The organism is Desemzia incerta (genome assembly GCF_900115825.1).
In the GTDB taxonomy this organism is placed as follows: domain Bacteria; phylum Bacillota; class Bacilli; order Lactobacillales; family Carnobacteriaceae; genus Desemzia; species Desemzia incerta.
In genome coordinates this window covers 30,543-46,850 of record NZ_FOXW01000001.1, presented here as the reverse complement: position 1 = coordinate 46,850, position 16,308 = coordinate 30,543, and the positions used below count along the sequence as shown (strand labels likewise).

Annotated in this window: 14 protein-coding genes; 4 read left to right on the top strand and 10 right to left on the bottom strand. The window is 37.7% G+C overall.

Going from position 1 to position 16,308, the window contains the following annotated elements; genetic code table 11:
* Positions 1 to 3: 3 nt before the first annotated feature.
* The 3 genes from BM137_RS00215 to BM137_RS00205 form a co-directional block, all read right to left on the bottom strand.
* Positions 4 to 1,656: a peptide ABC transporter substrate-binding protein gene (locus tag BM137_RS00215; protein WP_092479009.1), complete on the bottom strand. Its 1,653-nt coding sequence runs from the start codon at positions 1,654 to 1,656 to the stop codon at positions 4 to 6.
* A 300-nt stretch (positions 1,657 to 1,956) separates the two neighbouring features.
* Positions 1,957 to 2,814, bottom strand: coding sequence for a PPK2 family polyphosphate kinase (locus BM137_RS00210; RefSeq protein ID WP_092479007.1), 858 nt, complete (start codon positions 2,812 to 2,814; stop codon positions 1,957 to 1,959).
* 60 nt (positions 2,815 to 2,874) lie between these two features.
* Positions 2,875 to 5,523 (bottom strand): calcium-translocating P-type ATPase, PMCA-type, encoded by a 2,649-nt coding sequence (locus tag BM137_RS00205; protein ID WP_092479006.1) that lies wholly within the window; start codon positions 5,521 to 5,523, stop codon positions 2,875 to 2,877.
* Between the two features lie 408 nt (positions 5,524 to 5,931).
* On the opposite strand from BM137_RS00205, the gene BM137_RS00200 reads away from it, so the two are divergent.
* On the top strand, positions 5,932 to 6,558 hold the full coding sequence (locus BM137_RS00200) for a glycosyltransferase (protein ID WP_092479004.1): 627 nt from the start codon (positions 5,932 to 5,934) through the stop codon (positions 6,556 to 6,558).
* A 50-nt stretch (positions 6,559 to 6,608) separates the two neighbouring features.
* Here BM137_RS00200 and BM137_RS00195 read toward each other — a convergent pair whose 3' ends face one another.
* The 4 genes from BM137_RS00195 to pepF all read right to left on the bottom strand — a co-directional run bounded on the left by BM137_RS00195 (position 6,609) and on the right by pepF (position 10,187).
* Positions 6,609 to 7,595: a permease prefix domain 1-containing protein gene (locus BM137_RS00195; protein ID WP_092479003.1), complete on the bottom strand. Its 987-nt coding sequence runs from the start codon at positions 7,593 to 7,595 to the stop codon at positions 6,609 to 6,611.
* A gap of 2 nt (positions 7,596 to 7,597) precedes the next feature.
* On the bottom strand, positions 7,598 to 7,927 hold the full coding sequence (locus BM137_RS00190; protein ID WP_092479000.1) for a PadR family transcriptional regulator: 330 nt from the start codon (positions 7,925 to 7,927) through the stop codon (positions 7,598 to 7,600).
* A 144-nt stretch (positions 7,928 to 8,071) separates the two neighbouring features.
* Positions 8,072 to 8,353, bottom strand: coding sequence for a hypothetical protein (locus BM137_RS00185; protein WP_092478998.1), 282 nt, complete (start codon positions 8,351 to 8,353; stop codon positions 8,072 to 8,074).
* Between the two features lie 25 nt (positions 8,354 to 8,378).
* Positions 8,379 to 10,187, bottom strand: coding sequence for an oligoendopeptidase F (gene pepF, locus BM137_RS00180; RefSeq protein WP_092478995.1), 1,809 nt, complete (start codon positions 10,185 to 10,187; stop codon positions 8,379 to 8,381).
* A 264-nt stretch (positions 10,188 to 10,451) separates the two neighbouring features.
* On the opposite strand from pepF, the gene BM137_RS00175 reads away from it, so the two are divergent.
* The 3 genes from BM137_RS00175 (at position 10,452) to BM137_RS00165 (ending at position 13,697) form a co-directional block, all read left to right on the top strand.
* Positions 10,452 to 11,996 (top strand): FAD-dependent oxidoreductase, encoded by a 1,545-nt coding sequence (locus BM137_RS00175; protein ID WP_092478993.1) that lies wholly within the window; start codon positions 10,452 to 10,454, stop codon positions 11,994 to 11,996.
* 229 nt (positions 11,997 to 12,225) lie between these two features.
* On the top strand, positions 12,226 to 12,456 hold the full coding sequence (locus BM137_RS00170) for a DUF1858 domain-containing protein (protein WP_092478991.1): 231 nt from the start codon (positions 12,226 to 12,228) through the stop codon (positions 12,454 to 12,456).
* The gene (locus tag BM137_RS00165; protein WP_092478989.1) at positions 12,456 to 13,697 is read left to right on the top strand and encodes a DUF438 domain-containing protein; all 1,242 of its coding nucleotides are present in this window, start codon (positions 12,456 to 12,458) and stop codon (positions 13,695 to 13,697) included. Before BM137_RS00170 ends, BM137_RS00165 begins: the two co-directional genes overlap by 1 nt.
* 401 nt (positions 13,698 to 14,098) lie before the next feature.
* Here the strand turns inward: BM137_RS00165 and BM137_RS00160 are convergent, their stop codons facing one another.
* The 3 genes from BM137_RS00160 to BM137_RS00150 all read right to left on the bottom strand — a co-directional run bounded on the left by BM137_RS00160 (position 14,099) and on the right by BM137_RS00150 (position 16,189).
* Positions 14,099 to 14,365 carry a Txe/YoeB family addiction module toxin gene (locus BM137_RS00160; RefSeq protein ID WP_143084222.1) on the bottom strand — a complete coding sequence of 89 codons (267 nt, stop codon included), beginning with the start codon at positions 14,363 to 14,365 and terminating at the stop codon, positions 14,099 to 14,101.
* The gene (locus tag BM137_RS00155) at positions 14,350 to 14,604 is read right to left on the bottom strand and encodes a type II toxin-antitoxin system Phd/YefM family antitoxin (RefSeq protein WP_092478987.1); all 255 of its coding nucleotides are present in this window, start codon (positions 14,602 to 14,604) and stop codon (positions 14,350 to 14,352) included. The genes BM137_RS00160 and BM137_RS00155 overlap by 16 nt, the downstream gene beginning before the upstream one ends.
* 241 nt (positions 14,605 to 14,845) lie before the next feature.
* Positions 14,846 to 16,189 (bottom strand): 6-phospho-alpha-glucosidase, encoded by a 1,344-nt coding sequence (locus tag BM137_RS00150; RefSeq protein WP_092478985.1) that lies wholly within the window; start codon positions 16,187 to 16,189, stop codon positions 14,846 to 14,848.
* Positions 16,190 to 16,308: the final 119 nt, after the last annotated feature.

Below are 16,308 nucleotides of genomic sequence, written 5' to 3'. Positions count from 1 at the left end.
TGATTATTCTTTTACAGCATTTTTTACGATACGTGATACTCCAACTGTATGGAAATCAACACCTGTAACATTGCTCTTAACCATAACCGCATTTCCTTTTTGGTAAACTGGAAGAATACCAGCATCTTCAAGAATAATGCTTTCAGCTTCTTGCAAGGCTGTCCAACGCGCTTCTGGATCAAGTGACAACTCGCCATCTAGAGAAGAATTAACTAATTCATCGTATTTGGCATTTGACCAGAATCCTTTGTTGTTTCCAGAATCTGTTAAGAACATATCTGCGTATGTCATTGGGTCAGCGTAGTCTGGACCCCAACGAGTTAATGCTAATTCGTAGTCTCCAACGTTCATACGATCAAGTCTTGTTTTCTTAGGCATTTGTTCAATCTCGACCGTTACACCGTCTAAGTTTTCTTCAATTTGTGATTTCAATACTTGAGCTACGTTGATTGAGCTTTCAGTATCTTCAATAATCATTGTAAATGTGAAGCTGTCTTTTCCTAGTTCTTCTTTAGCTAACTCTAAAGCTTCTTGAGCTGCAGCCGGATCGAATTCCAAGTAAGTTCCTGTTGTTTCACGGAAATCTACTCCTTCAGGATCCACTGCTAGGCCTTCTGGAATCATGTAATCAGCAGCATTAGAACCGTCTTTTAAAACTGTTTCTGCGATATACTCTTTATCAAAAGCTTGTCCTAATGCTTTTCTCAAGTTAGCATTTTCTAGACCAGGTACTTTTGTATTTGGAGAGATGTACCATAAATATCCAGCTTGGATCGTTTGGAATTCAGGATCATCTTTAAACAAATCAACTTGCTCTCCAGCTAATGTTACAACGTCTAAATCTCCATTTTGATAAGACAACATTGCTTGTTGCGTATCTTTGATGACTTGATATTTGATACCATCCAAACTTACGTTTTCTGCATCAAAGTAATCTGGATTTTTTTCCAACTCGATAGTTGTTGCTGCCGGCTCGTAAGATGTGATTTCAAACGCACCATTAGCGATCAAGGTATCAGCTGATGTTCCGTAATTTTCTCCTGCTTCTTCAAAGAATGCTTGATTCATTGGGAAGAATGAAGGGAAGGCCATTAAACTTTCGAAGAATGGAACGGGGTGGTTTAATTTTACTTCTAATGTTTTTTCATCAATTGCTGTTACTCCTAATTCTTCAGGATCTTTTTCTCCGGCAGAGATTTCATCTGCATTCACTACACCAGCGATTCCCATGATGTAATAATACTCACTAGCAGTATCTGGATCAGCCAAACGTTGCCAAGCGTATACGAAATCATCCGCTGTAACAGGTGTACCATTTGACCAAGTCGCATCTTTCAAAGTAAATGTGTAAGTCAATCCGTCTTCACTGACATCTGTTTTCTCTGCCAACGATGGTACCGCTACTCCACTTTCGTCTAATGTATAAAGTCCTTCGATCGTGTTCGCGATGACTTCAAATGACGTCCCATCAGTTGCCATTTGAGGATCCATTGTTGCGACTTCAACATCTACTTGAACATTTAAGACTCCTCCAGCAGTCTCGTCAGCAGCTACGTCTTCCGCAGCTCCATCTGAATTCGCTCCTCCACAAGCTGCAAGAACCATCATTGAAGCAAATCCGGTCACTAATAAACTTAAACGTTTATTCTTTATCATTAAGTTTCCCCCTCTTATACCCTTTTATATTAAAATTAAAGAAAGATTAAAATTCTCTTATATAATAATAGGATGATTATAATTTAATTAGAATCCGAGGTCAAGACATTTTTTTAAAAGAACTTTCCACTGAAAAAGCTTTACTAGAAGCGATTCGTTGAGCCGACAGCTTAATGCAGTCTAATCTTTTTTTAATCTATCGTGATTTTTCACAAAAAAAATCTAGGCACGAGTTTTACCTCATCCTAGATTTCTCTTTTTTATTGCTATTTATTTGTCAAATACCTTAATAAAATAATCCTATTCTTTTTCCAGTTTCTCGATCTCTTCATCCAGTTTTTCTTTTTCTTCATCAGTCATTACCGGTAATTCAGGGTTCAACTCTTTTAATACATGAATCATGATTTCTGCTGCTGCATAACGAGTGTACCAAGCATCATCTGCCGGCAATACATACCATGGAGCATGCTCTGTAGAGGTATGATTCAAAATTCTTTCGTACGCTTTTTGAAATTCTCCCCATTTTTCTCTGTCCTCAACATCACTGAAAGAAAACTCCCAGTTTTTATCCGGATTTTTCATTCGTTCTAGTAATCGTTCCTTTTGTTTCTCACTGGAAACATTCAAAAAGAATTTTACGACAGGAAAGCCGCTTTCTTTCATGTATTTTTCAAAATCATTGATCTGACGGCATCTGATTTCCCATGGATCGTCATTTTGTTCATTCGAAGGCATAGGGATTGTCTGATCTTCTCCATACACAATCGGCGCAATCAAGTCCTCATAGTAAGAACGATTCAAAATAGCAATTTGTCCTCTTTCGGGCATTCCTTTATGGATTCGCCATAAGAAATCGTGTTTCAATTCTTCTTCAGTCGGCTTTTTCACTGGATTGACTTCCAAACCTTGAGGCATCAAATGAGAAAAAATAAAGGTGATGATTTCATCTTTCCCAGCTGCATCTATGGCTTGCAGCACCACTAAAATCCCTTTTTTCTCTTCTGCATGCAATTTCAATTGCCATTCCCGCAATTGTTCTACACTTTTCGGAACCAGCTTTTCTTTGATCTCTTCTGTATAATCATGTCCTTCTTTTTCCGCTAACTCCGTCAAATCAACATCTTTACCAGGGACAATTCTATATTTTGAAATATCCATATTTTTCTAGCTCCTTTATTTTAAACTGATAGTATTACATAAATTGCTGTAGTCGTCATTTTATTCTAAAAATCGTTTACCATTTTTTTTCAATACAAATTTTTCTATTTCTACTGCTACAATAATCATAATAGACAAAACAAAAGCAAATAACCAATATTCCCAACTCAAGTTCACTAAATTAAAAATATCTGCCAAGAAAGGAACAGCAGCTACAACAGTTGTAGCAATAAATGAAAAGAGTGTTGTCCAAAAGATCGTTTTATTTTCTGTAATGCCTACTTTAAAAATGGATTCGTTAGTTCTAGCCACAAATATATGAATCACTGATGACCATCCTAAAATCAAAAATGTCACTGTTTGAGCTACTTCCGTAGAAGGTTCAACAGATGCATTAAACGCAATATTTTCTCCCACATAAAATCCAATTAATGAAATAATCGTAAAAGTCAAAGCTGCTACAATAATTCTGCGATAACCACCTTTAGCAAAAATACTTTCATTTTTGCTGACAGGATCTCGCTTCATAACATTTGGTTCTGCTTTTTCACGACTCAATCCAAATCCAGGAATTCCATCAGCAATAACATTAATAAACAACAATTGAATTGATGTCAAAGGCGATCCCCAGCCAATTAGTACAGCAATCAGCATGATCAAAATTTCCGCAATATTGGCAGAGAGCAAATAATAGACGGTTTTTTTAATATTGTCATATACCCGTCGCCCTTCTTCAACTGCATGAACGATCGTAGCAAAGTTATCATCTGTCAAAATCATGTCTGATGCATTTTTAGCTACTTCAGTCCCATTTTCTCCCATTGCAGTTCCAACGTCAGCGGCTTGCAGTGATGGAGCATCATTTACCCCATCTCCTGTCATTGCGACTACTCTTCCTTTGTCTTGCCATGCTTCAACGATTCGGATCTTGTCTTCAGGAGATACTCGTGCATATACAGAAAACTCCTCAATTTGATCTTTAAAGTCTTCATCGGAAAGATCTTGCATCTCCTTACCTGTAATTGTTTTGTCTCCTTCACGGAAAATATCGATTTCTTTAGCGATGGCAGTCGCTGTAACAGCATGATCCCCTGTTATCATGATTGGCCGGATACCCGCTTCCCGCGCTTTTCGAACCGCTTGTTTACTTTCATCGCGGGGCGGATCAATCATTCCAACAATTCCCGCAAAAGTCATTCCTTCTTCTAATTCATCTATTGTGGGGTCATTAGGTGGGTTATCCATATATTTATAGGCTACTCCTATGATTCGAAGAGCTTCTTCTGCAAAAGCATCATGAATTTCAACAGCATTTTTTTGATACTCTTTCTCAACGCTATCTTCGTCTAGAGGAATGCGGTCAAAAGCCCCTTTAGTAATCGCTATATACCTTCCCTCATACTCATGTACCGTCGTCATCCTTTTTTGATTTGAATCAAATGGAATTTCATATACTCTCTTATATTCTTCATCTAGCTGCTCTTTAGTCATTCCTTTATCTATGAGCAACTGTACAATAGCAGCTTCTGTAGGATCTCCAGACACACCATTTTCATCATCGTCTTTTACCTGAGCGTTTGAAGATAACCCCATCATTTTGATCAACCATTCTTCTTCCTCGTTGAATGATTCATCCACAGATTTCGGTTCCTTGGAAACAGCCCATATCTTCTGAATAGTCATTTGGTTTTTAGTTAAGGTTCCCGTTTTGTCGGATGCAATCACAGAGGCGCTTCCCAATGTTTCTACTGCTGGAATATTTCGAATGATTGCATTCCTGTCTACCATATTCTGAACTCCAAAAGCTAAAGAAAGTGTAACAATAACCGGTAATGTTTCTGGTACAGCAGCAATAGACAGTGAAACAGCTGTCATTAAGTTATCTAGTAGGGAAATATCTGTAGTGAAAACATTCAGTCCAAAAATAACAGCTCCAGCTATGAAGGCCACAACCGCTAACTTTTTAGCTAATTTGTCTATTCGTTGCTGCAATGGTGTTTTAGTCTTAGCAGTATCGCTTAAAAGACCTGCAATAGTTCCCATAGCACTGTCCATGCCGACACCTATTACAATTCCTTTACCATTTCCATTTGTTATCACAGTTCCAGAAAATGCTGTGTTTAATATATCTCCTGTAGAAGCATCTTCTTCGATCTCAGCTTTCGGGTCTTTATCTACGGGAACACTTTCCCCAGTTAAAGCCGCTTCATCGATTTGAAGGTTATTGGCTTCAATTAACCTAATATCTGCATCAACTTTGTCCCCTGCACTTAGCAGCAAAACATCTCCTTGCACTACTTTTGAAGCATCTATTTCTATTTCGATACCATCCCGAATAACTTTCGAAACAGGAGATGTCAGACTTTTTAATGAATTTAGAGCATTTTCCGCTCTGCCTTCTTGATAAATAGCAATTGACATATTGATGATTATAATTAAAAAAATTACGATAGGTTCAGAATATCCATGAGAAGCATCTGAATAGGAAATATACAAGGATAAAAATCCAGCGAACAGCAAAATAAGATTCATCACGTCTTTAAATTGTTCAAATATGCGAGAAATCAATCCTTTTTCTTCTGATTCTTCAAATTTATTTTCTCCATATTTATTAAGATTTTCTTCTACCTGTTTCTCAGATAGTCCTGTTTGAATGTCTGTCTTTAATTCGTCGGCAATTTCCTCTATTGATGCTGTTTTATAATTCAACTTATCGTTCTCCTTTTTAGACTCAAAGTTTGGTTAACTATGATTGTAAAGCATTTTTTTTTTAATTTGAAGCGAAGTTACTTGAGCATTATTTGACTTACTCCTACAAATAAAAAAAGTCCTTCTAGTAAGAAAACGAAAGTAGGAAAAAAGGCGTTTAGCCCCGAATCACTGGAGCGAATAAGCGCAGGATGGTCGTAGACCATTCGAGCATTATTCGTGAAGTGGATGTCGGGGGCTGCCTTTTTGAGCATGTTTACGAAACCACTATTCGTAAAAAAGAAGGAGCTGGGAGTTATTTCCTAGCTCCGTTTCTTTGTCTCAAGTCATTTTAGTGGATTTTTAACCTGTTTATTTTTATGATTATGTAAGAGCGTTGCAAAAAATGACTATGAAGGAGAGCTTGTTATGATACCAAAAATTATTCATTATGTGTGGTTTGGAGGCAAGCCTTTTGGAGAAGTAGAAGAAAAATGTATTGCCAGCTGGAAAAAATATTGCCCAGACTACGAAATCAAATTGTGGAATGAGGATAACTTTGATTTAGAGGCGGCTGGAATTTATGCTCAGCAGGCTTATGACGAAAAACAGTGGGCTTTCGTTTCCGATGTAGCTCGTTTGTATGTCCTGAAAGAATATGGCGGTATATATATGGATACCGATATGGAAGTCATCAAACCTTTAGACGATTTCTTGAAGTTGCCTGCTTTCTTCGGCTTTGAAATCGAAACAGAAATCTCTACCGGAATCATCGGTGCAGAACCTCATCATCCATTCATTGAAGAGTGGTACCAAGACTACGCAGACCGCACATTCATCAAAGAAGACGGCACGCATGATCGTAAAACCAACGTGATCCGTATTACAGAGATCATGGAAGAAAAAGGCTTCAAAATGGACAACACAAAGCAAACTTTTGAAGACGTTACATTGTTCCCTAGAGAATATTTTTCACCAAAAGATTATTACACAAGAGAAGTTGATGACACAAAAAACACCTATGCCATTCACCAATTTACTGGATCATGGCTGTAAAATAAATTGACCTGCAAAAAGGCCGTCTCACATTTGAGACGGCCTTTCGTTTATTTTTTCCCTCTTTGTTTCATTGTCAGGTAACTGCTGTATGCAGCTGTAAAGATGGCAAATAGTATTCCGACGATTGGGAAAATGATCCAAGCAGTGCTCCAAGTATCAAACAAGAATCCCGACAGGACATAAATACCCGCAGCAATCGGAAACACAACCCCTGCCACATTTTCAGATGCTTTTTCAGCCTTCAATTTTTCCGGCGTGTAGTCTCCTTGCGCCAAGAGCCTTTCGTAAGTTGAGTAGAGGATTCCGTAAAAGACGAAAAGGAAAACACCTACTGCTATAAAACTCAGCAGGAACACTACTGATAACCCATTTTCTTCCCCTAGAAACAGCATCGAAAACAGTAGCACAGCCGGTGCCAAGATACACATGACGACCCCTAACGTAATAGCTTTAGCAAATCGCGGTTGGAATTCTTGCTTTTCTCTTTGCAGATAAGATCTCGTAGCATTTTCCAATTTGATAGCTCGGTAATCTAATTTATACTCGTCTTCTTTCATCCCTAAATTGACGAAAATTCCGACCGCCACAGCAATCATTAATAATAAAGGAACTACAGAAAAGATATCGATTGTATCTGATGACACGCTTTGCCATGCTGGAAACAACTGATACAATCCTTGGATCAACAACAATACGGCGGGCGCTGTGATACATAAAAATACTCCTGCGGCTATCCCCATAGCAAATTTAGTACGATGCTGCATAAACTCATCAGCTTCTTCTCGTGAGAAATAAATCTGATCATCATCTTGTTCTTCTTGCGACTCTAAATCATAAGCTTCCATGATTTCATCGATGTTCCCAAATTCCGCTAATACGGTACCGACAGCTTCGTTATCGCTTTTTCCTGTATCTAATAACTCGAAGTACTTTTCTTCCATATTGCGCAGCATCTCTTCTTTTAATTGCTGCATCTCAGGTGTTCTCGGCAAATTGACAAAGACTGATTCTACATAATTTCGAATAGTATCCATTATTATTTCTCCCCCTTAACGAACTGCTGAATAATTTCTTGTGTTTCTTCCCATTCAACCAACTTTTCAAAATAAGCCTCTATACCAAGAGGAGTTATTTTATAATACGTTCGCGTTTTGCCTTTTGTTTCTGGTTTGGAATAAGACTGAATCAATGCATTTTTCTCTAACCGATTGAATGCCGAATACAGTGTCGTCTCTTTCATAATATATGCGCCATGTGTTTTTTCTTTGATCAAGTTTGAAATCTGATAGCCGTAAGAATCTTGCTTCATCAAAATGGACAGAATGATCAAACTATTGAAACCTCGCATGACATCACTCGTAACCAATTCATCACCTCATTTACTTCACCTGTCGTAGTAATTAAAGTATAACAAAATTACTACGACAGGTAAAGTAAAAAAAGCAACTAAGCAATTTATTTTTGCAAAGTTACTTCTTTGAATTTGAGCTTATTGTACAGAATTTTTTCTTTACGGCATATTTGTCGTTACCAGTTGGGCAAAGCCTGTTAATGTAATCCCAATGATTGTTAACAATGAGAGCGTAAAAATCCCAGCTAGTATCTTTTTGTTCTTAGCATCTGGTGACTTGGATGCTGAAAAAACGGCTAAAAACAATCCTGAAAAGCTGATACCTAATGCAACTATTGCTAAGCTGTTTTTCGCTTCTATTGGCGTCAACAAAAGAACACCTACTAATAGTTGTACCATTAAAAATCCTACTGGAGAGGCACCTTTTTTTCGTCTATTCATTCCATATCCTCCAACGATTTCCTGCCTATTTTAAATTTGAGCTCAACGCAATGATGCGATCAACCGTTTCATCCAAATAATGAATCGTATCATCTAAAGGTTTTGAAGTGGTAATATCCACCCCAGCCACTGCTGCAGCTTCAGCAGGCACCAATTGGTCGCCAAGAGCTAAGAATTTCAACCAATCTTTTACTGCTGGCTGTCCTTCTTCTTTGACACGTAAGAATGCTTGAGTGGCGATCGTTAACCCTGCTGAATAGGTGTAAGAATACAGTCCCATGTAGTAATGACTTTGACGCATCCATGTCAATTCTGCTCCTGGATTGATTTCTACTGCCTCACCCCAGAACTTTTGCAAGACCGAACGCTTGATGTCGCTTAATTTAGCTGCATCAAAACTCTTTCCTGCATCAATCAATTCATACACTTCACGTTGATATGCAGCTTCTAATAAATGAGTGATGAAGTTGTGGAAGTACGTATTCGTCAACATCTTAGTCAACACAAAGCGGTCCATGCGGTCCTCAGTGCTCTTACGTTGCAAGGATTCTGTCAACAGCAATTCATTGAAAGTTGAAGGTGCTTCAATCAAGTATAATGAATGAGATGCGCCTAAAACAGAGTTGTTTTCAGCAGATAATATCCCTTGCCCAGCATGACCCAACTCATGGATCAAGGTATAAACGTCAGACAATTGATTTGTCCATGACATCAAGATATAAGGGTGTTTTTTGTAAGGAGACGAACAGAATCCTCCAGTTGATTTCCCTTTGTTTTGAGCAAAGTCCATCCAACGTTCTGGATAAGATTTCATGATTCTGTTCACGTAATCTTCTCCTAAGACAGTGATCGAATCTTCCACCAATTCTTTTGATTTTTCAATCGATACTTCAACCGCATACTCTGGATCCAAATCGATTTTCAAATCTGCATAAGTTACTTTATCCAATCCACGCACTTCTTTAACATGTGTCATGTATTTTTGCATCACTGGTGCAAGGTCCGTCATAATAGTGTCGATTTGACGATTGTATAAGTCACGGTCAACTTCTTGATCATACAATAGATAATCGATCACAGATTCGAACCCGTGCATTGTAGCCAATGTTTTTTCTTTTTGTACTTGAGTGTAGTATGCTGCTGCAACGGTATTTTGGTATTGGCTCAAAACTTGCGAGAACTTATCAAATGCAGCCCGGCGAATGACTGTATCGTCATGGTACATATAGTACTCTTCATACAGCACAAAGCTTAATGGATATTCCTTGCCATCTGCCGTAAACGTGCCAAAATCCATATCGGCAAGTCTAGCTTGTTCATAGATTTCGCTTGGAGCATTTAGTGTTGGAGACAATTGTGCCAGTGCTTTTTCAACAGCTGGGTCCAACTGAATTTTTTTATCTTCCTTGATGTGGCGAATAAAGGATGCAAATTGTGGTGCTGTTGTTGCTACTTCATCCAGCGTTTCTAAAGATGTTCCTTTTAATTCTGAATCAAAAAAGGCTAACTTTGCTCCCAATTCAGCAAATAAATTATCTGTTGAGCGAGACAACTGTACATATTCCGGATTCGTCAGATCGGTTGTGGCCGGGAGAAAAGCATAATCGTATGTATAAACCATTGTTTCTTGAATCTCTTCATAGGTTTTTAAGGCTTCAACTATAATAGACGTTTCAGTCAACTTTCCTTCATAGTCTGTAATAAATTGGTCTACAGCTTTTTTCAACTCTTCAACAGCTGCTTCAAAATCCTCTTTTGTTTCATATAAAGCTGTAAGGTCCCACGTCAATTCCTCTGGGACATCTGCACGATTTTTTAGTTTTTCTTGTGTCATGTGGTTTGCTCCCTCTTTGCTTTCTCATAAAATGAGAAATTTTTCATTTATGGTTCCTAGTATACCACTTACTATCAGAAGTAAAACCCTTTTCAATTAAATTTTATAGATATATTTTTAAAGGGTTATCTGTTACATTTTGGGCGGACTAGTGCTACAATCTGCTTGTACATATTGTTTTTCACTCGTTTCCCCTCACTATTTTATGTATTGATTGATTGCTTGCCTTTTTACTTTCATCCATTTATTAAGGAGGTCTATTCAATGAATTCCCATGACATAAAAACTTCTCTGCCTTTTCCAAAATCGTTCTGGACGGCCCAACAAACCACTCCTGAGTTTCCAGTCTTAAAAGAAAACCATAAAACTGAAATCGGTATTGTCGGCGGTGGTATTGTGGGCATCATTAGTGCTTATTTGTTGGCAAAAGCGGGCAAAAAAGTCACATTGATCGAAGCCGGCCGACTGATCAACGGAGTTACCGGTCATACGACGGCAAAAATCACCGCTCAACACAGTTTGATTTATGACCAGCTCATAAAAACGCTTGGTGAAGATAAAGCCAAGCAGTATTATGACGCGAACATAGATGGATTAGAATCTATCCGGCAACTGATCAAAGAGTTGAGTATCGAATGTGCTTACGAAACGAAAGACTCCTTCATTTACGCTGAGTCCCACTATGGAAAACGAAAACTAGAAAGAGAGGCAGCTGCTTACCAAACTCTGGGGATCAATGGTGAATTAACAAAAGAAAACTCTGACTTGCCTTTTCCTATCAAAGAAGCTTTAGTGATGTACGATCAAGCACAATTTGATCCGGTACTTTTTCTAACTGCACTCGTTCGCGAGATTATTCGTTTAGGCGGAACAATCTTTGAACACACTCGTGCAATGGAAATCCTTAAAGAAACAACACCTTTGATTTTGACAGAGAATAACTCTCTTATTTTATGTAAAAAAATTATTATGGCTACTCATTATCCTATAAATGATGCGGACGGATTGTATTTCACACGCCTTTCCATCCACCGTTCTTATGCCATGGTGACTCGAGCAACTGGCAAAATTCCTGAAGGCATGTATATCAACGTCGAACAGCCTGCTCGATCTATCCGTTCTGTCCAAGGAAAATATGGTGAACCGCTCTTATTGGTCGGCGGAGAAGGTCACCAAACGGGCAAAAGTTCTCAAAAAACCATTTTTCATTATCAAGACTTGGAAGAATTCGGCAAAAAATACTTTGGCGGCCAATCCCCTCTTCACATGTGGTCCAGTCAAGATCTCCAAACCTTAGATAAAGTCCCTTACATCGGACAAATGACCAAACAAAACGATACGATTTTAGTTGCTACAGGATTCAATAAATGGGGCATGTCTGCTGGAGCTGTTGCTGCCAAGTTATTAACAGATACTATTTTAGGCCAGAAGAATCGTTATGCTTCTCTATTTGATCCTACTCGAAAGAAATTGAAATTAGTTGATACCAAAACTTTTTTATGGAAAAATACATCGGTGGGAAAAGACTTTGTGGTCGGTAAATTAAAACGTCCTGATAAGAAGTTATCCGATCTTGCATTGGATGAAGGCGGCTTAGTCAGTATACAGGGAGAAAAAGTAGGCGCTTATCGAGATGAACAAGGACATTTGCATAAAGTCGTTCCGGTCTGTACCCATTTAGGCTGCAGCTTGGATTGGAATGATGCCGAGCGTTCTTGGGACTGCGCTTGTCATGGCTCTCGATTTTCTTACAAAGGCGAAGTGTTAGAAGGTCCGGCTGTAAAACCATTGCCATCATCAGACATTTAAACAAATTTATCAACAGCACCTATTTGAATCGCTTATTAGGTGATTCAAATAGGTGCTTAATGCATTGTATCCAAAAAGTTGACTAATTTGTGAAACCATAGATTTCTTAAAATAATTCTATCTGCTATTTATTGAAAAGCATTTTTTTCTCCTTTACAATAGAGTCAGTCACCATTTGAGAAAAATATCACAAACATTCAATCGAATTGAATTTGAAAGGTTGAGCACTATGAAAAAAATCAATCTGAACGAAACTGTTTATCAATTGATCCAACAATACCCTGAGTTAAAGAATATTCTGGTTCATATGGGTTTTACCCCCTTACAAAATGATCACTTATTGAATTCTGTCGGTCGAATGATGCCATTGAAAAAAGGCGCTGAACAAATTGGATTAGATATTCCTGAATTGATCGCTAAGTTGGAAGGTCAAGGTTTTACGATTGAGGAGAATGCCTAATGACTGAAACTCAACATAAAGGAAAACGTGCGCTAGAATTAGAGCAACGACAATCTATCTTAAAAGATCTGCTGCTGCGGCTGCATGCAGGCGAAGACAAAGATTTAGTAAAACAAGATTTTGAAGAACACTTTTCGGGCATCAGTGCGTTTGAGATCTCGGTAATGGAAAGAAGATTGTTAGGAGAAGGCATTAATGTAGAAGATATTCAAAAATTGTGCAATATCCATGCTTCTATGTTTTTAGGCGCTATTAGTGACCCTGAAAATCAATCCGATGAGTTTAAGAAGCCTGGTCATCCGATCCACGTGCTTAAACAAGAAAACTTGGCGATTGAAAGCAGCTTAGACCGTATACAACGATTGATAGAAGTGTATCTCTTGGAGCCGGAGCCTGAAATCAAAGATGGATTATTGAAACAGTTGACGATTCTTTGGCAATTCGATAACCATTATGCACGTAAGGAAAACTCCATGTTTCCTATTATGGAACGTTATGGTATCACAGCTCCTCCTAAAGTCATGTGGGGTGTGGACGATGATATCCGCGCCTTATTCAAACAAGTCGTTCTATCTGTGGAAACCAATCAGTTGGACCAATTAAAAGAAGAGTTCGCTACTTTGAAATATGAATTAGAAGAAATGATCGTTAAAGAAGAAGAAATCTTGATTCCGATGGTGAGTGACATTTTCAATGAAGATGATTGGCTCAAAATTGACGAAGAATCGGATGAAATCGGCTATTGTATCGTCAAGCCAGAGGCCAAATGGATACCGGAGCGGACTTCATTTGAAGATGTTTCAATTCCAGAAACGGAACCTGCTGAACAAGATGCCAATATCCACTTTAAGGTTGGGCATTTAACACCTAATGAATTGGAAAAGATGCTGAACTTATTACCCCTTGAATTGTCTTTTGTCGATGCGAATGATACTGTGAAATATTTCAATGTAGGAACAGGCAGAAAATTGTTCCCACGGACTAAAAACGCTATTGGACGACAAGTTGAAAATTGTCACCCTCCTAAAAGTCAGCCGATCGTCAAAAAGTTAATCGAAGACTTCAAATCAGGAGAAAAAGATTCTGAAACACTTTGGTTCCATGCACGCGGCGAGTTCGTCATGGTCACTTACACAGCTGTCAGAGATGACGACGGCACTTACATGGGTACCTTGGAGTACGTCCAACCCATCCAAAACATCATTGACTTAGACGGGACAGAAAAAAAGAGCGTGGAGTAAGACGTTCAGCTTACTAAATATAAGAAGGATTCGACCAGTTAGATGTATCTCCTAACAGGCCGAATTCGGCTTATATTTGTGTGAGCTGCCTTACGCAACGCGTCTAAAAAGAGCGTGAAGTGAGGCACTTATTTCCACAAACATATCTTCGCATTACTAACAAAAAAGCAAAAGCAGACATGCAGCAAGTCAAGGAAGTCCAGGCTTACTGCATGTCTGCTTTATAAAAGTTAAATTACTTTGTGTTCCATAAATATTATATATTTTTACTAGTAGTCTTTCTAGACAAATGAGCTCAAATAGAACCCTTTGTTCATAAAAAGGATCTGAGTCATACGATTTTTTTATATAAAAAAGAGCGGTATAAAAAAATAGAAAATAGTTTTTCAAAAAGTTATTTTCTATCTTTCATAATGCGTCCAAGCAGACCAAATAATAACTTCTTTTGTTTCATCATTGACTGAGTAAACCACTCGGTGCTGAATATTCAAACGTCGTGAATATTTGTTTTTTAAATTTCCGACCAGTTTCTCATAAGGAGGTGGATTTTGAAATGGATTATTCTTTAATATTTCCATAATGGATTTAAATTTCTGATCTAAATGGGCTCCTTTTAGATGTTTGAGATCTTTCATAGCTGATTTCGCTAACTTTATAGAGTATCCCAATCGATATCCTCCAATGCAACAAACTCATTTTCTTGTTCACGTTGCTGGATTACGTCAGCTACTCCAGAAGATTGAAGATATAAAGTTTCTTGGATAGCATCCCAATCTTTTTTACTAACCATAACTGCTTCGCTCTCTTCGTTTTTACCTGAAATATAAACGGGTTCACTAGTTTTGTTAACGTCTTTTAATAACTGGTAAAAGGTTTTTCTTGCTTGACTAGGATTTAAAATAGACATATTTATCCCTCCCATTTTTCACCACTATTATAACGTACTTATATAAGTACGTCAAAAACATTTGTGTAATAAATCTTACTCGTCATCTCTAGTTTTAATAAAAAAATTTTAAGTCTTTTAATCATTTTCAATTTTTTGAAGAATTAGAGAAATAGACGATTTTAGTAGTTGAATTTAAGGAGTATAAAAGAAAACCGTAAGTGAAGTTTTTCTCCTATCTCACGGTTTTCTCTCTAGATTTTTATTTTAATTCTGGCCAATATTCTTTATTTGCTTCTATCATATCATCTAGTATCTCTTTAGCAACAGCTGCATTTGGAACGATTTTCGAAGCAGCAAATGCTTGCCATAATTTTTGATACGATTTTTCGATCCAAGCTTCAACAACTAATTTTTCAACAGCAACTTGTTGTTCCATCAACCCTTTTTGGAAACGAGGGATTTCACCTTGTGTTAATGGTTCAGGACCATTCGAACCCACTATACAAGGAATTTCAACCATAGCTGTTGGCTCAAAGTTGACAATCGAGCCATTATTAGGAACAATTAATAACATTCTTTCATGTGTGTTATACGCAATAGCTCTAGTTAAGTCAACAATATAAGAAGCATGGTCTCCAATATGGAAATTAGTATCTTTAGCTGTTTTCATATCAGTAATACGCATACATTCTCCGAAGACGCGTTTTTCTCTTCCATCAATGACTTCATTGGCTCTTGTGTAGTTTGGATTAGAATGTTGCGCAGCTTCGTCTGGGAAAAAGTAATATTTAAGGTAAGTGTTTGGTAACGTGTTTGGATCTAATTCGTAAACATCTTTAGCTTTTCTGAAAGTGTACATCCAGCTTGGATCGTTTTCTTTAGGATCTGTTCCTAATGCTTCTAAGCTGTATCCATTTTGAGAAATATATTCTTTTAATTTAGGCATCAAATCATTGCCTTCTTTGTCTCTAACATCTGTCCACCAACCAAAATGATTTAATCCATAATAACGAACATCCATATCTTTTCTAGAGTTTAATCCTAGAATTTTTGCCATTCGGCTTTCTAAACCAATCGGCATATCACAAATGTTCAAGATTTTAGCGTTTGGTCTCAACCTTCTTGTGGCTTCTGCTACGATAGCAGCTGGATTAGAGTAATTTAACATCCAAGCGTCTGGAGAATATTGCTCCATATAATCTACTAACTCAAGTACTCCTCCAATTGAGCGCATTCCATAAGCGATTCCGCCTGGTCCGCAAGTCTCTTGTCCAATTACACCATATTTCAAAGGGATTTTTTCATCTTGTTCACGCATTTCATAAAGTCCTACTCGAATGTGTGCCATTACGAAGTCAACATCACTAAAAGCTTCTTCTGGATCTGTTGTAGCCAAGTATTCAATATTTGGCGCCTTTTCTTTTAAAATAATCTCTACTGCATCTGCTACTATTTTTTGTCTTTCTTCGTTGTTATCGTATATTTTTAATTTTCGGATAGGTAACGTGTCTGTATTATCCAATAACATTAAAATGATTTCAGGAGTATACGTACTTCCGCCTCCTGCAATAACAATAGATTGGGGTTTTAATTTTTTTGTCATTTGTTCATTCTTCCTTTCTTGTAAACTGGATATTGTATTTATAACACCCTCTGATAACCCTTACAATGCACTTAAGGCTTTTAGGGAAGGAAGTTCCTCTTTAGAAAATGTTCCTTTAT

What these genes read in the sequence shown, in the direction of transcription:
- BM137_RS00155 (WP_092478987.1), bottom strand. Translation starts at nt 14,604, where the DNA reads ATGTCTATTTTAAATCCTAGTCAAGCAAGAAAAACCTTTTACCAGTTA.
- pepF (WP_092478995.1), bottom strand. Translation starts at nt 10,187, where the DNA reads ATGACACAAGAAAAACTAAAAAATCGTGCAGATGTCCCAGAGGAATTG.
- BM137_RS00200 (WP_092479004.1), top strand. Translation starts at nt 5,932, where the DNA reads ATGATACCAAAAATTATTCATTATGTGTGGTTTGGAGGCAAGCCTTTT.
- BM137_RS00215 (WP_092479009.1), bottom strand. Translation starts at nt 1,656, where the DNA reads ATGATAAAGAATAAACGTTTAAGTTTATTAGTGACCGGATTTGCTTCA.
- BM137_RS00150 (WP_092478985.1), bottom strand. Translation starts at nt 16,189, where the DNA reads ATGACAAAAAAATTAAAACCCCAATCTATTGTTATTGCAGGAGGCGGA.
- BM137_RS00185 (WP_092478998.1), bottom strand. Translation starts at nt 8,353, where the DNA reads ATGAATAGACGAAAAAAAGGTGCCTCTCCAGTAGGATTTTTAATGGTA.
- BM137_RS00195 (WP_092479003.1), bottom strand. Translation starts at nt 7,595, where the DNA reads ATGGATACTATTCGAAATTATGTAGAATCAGTCTTTGTCAATTTGCCG.
- BM137_RS00170 (WP_092478991.1), top strand. Translation starts at nt 12,226, where the DNA reads ATGAAAAAAATCAATCTGAACGAAACTGTTTATCAATTGATCCAACAA.
- BM137_RS00165 (WP_092478989.1), top strand. Translation starts at nt 12,456, where the DNA reads ATGACTGAAACTCAACATAAAGGAAAACGTGCGCTAGAATTAGAGCAA.
- BM137_RS00175 (WP_092478993.1), top strand. Translation starts at nt 10,452, where the DNA reads ATGAATTCCCATGACATAAAAACTTCTCTGCCTTTTCCAAAATCGTTC.
- BM137_RS00210 (WP_092479007.1), bottom strand. Translation starts at nt 2,814, where the DNA reads ATGGATATTTCAAAATATAGAATTGTCCCTGGTAAAGATGTTGATTTG.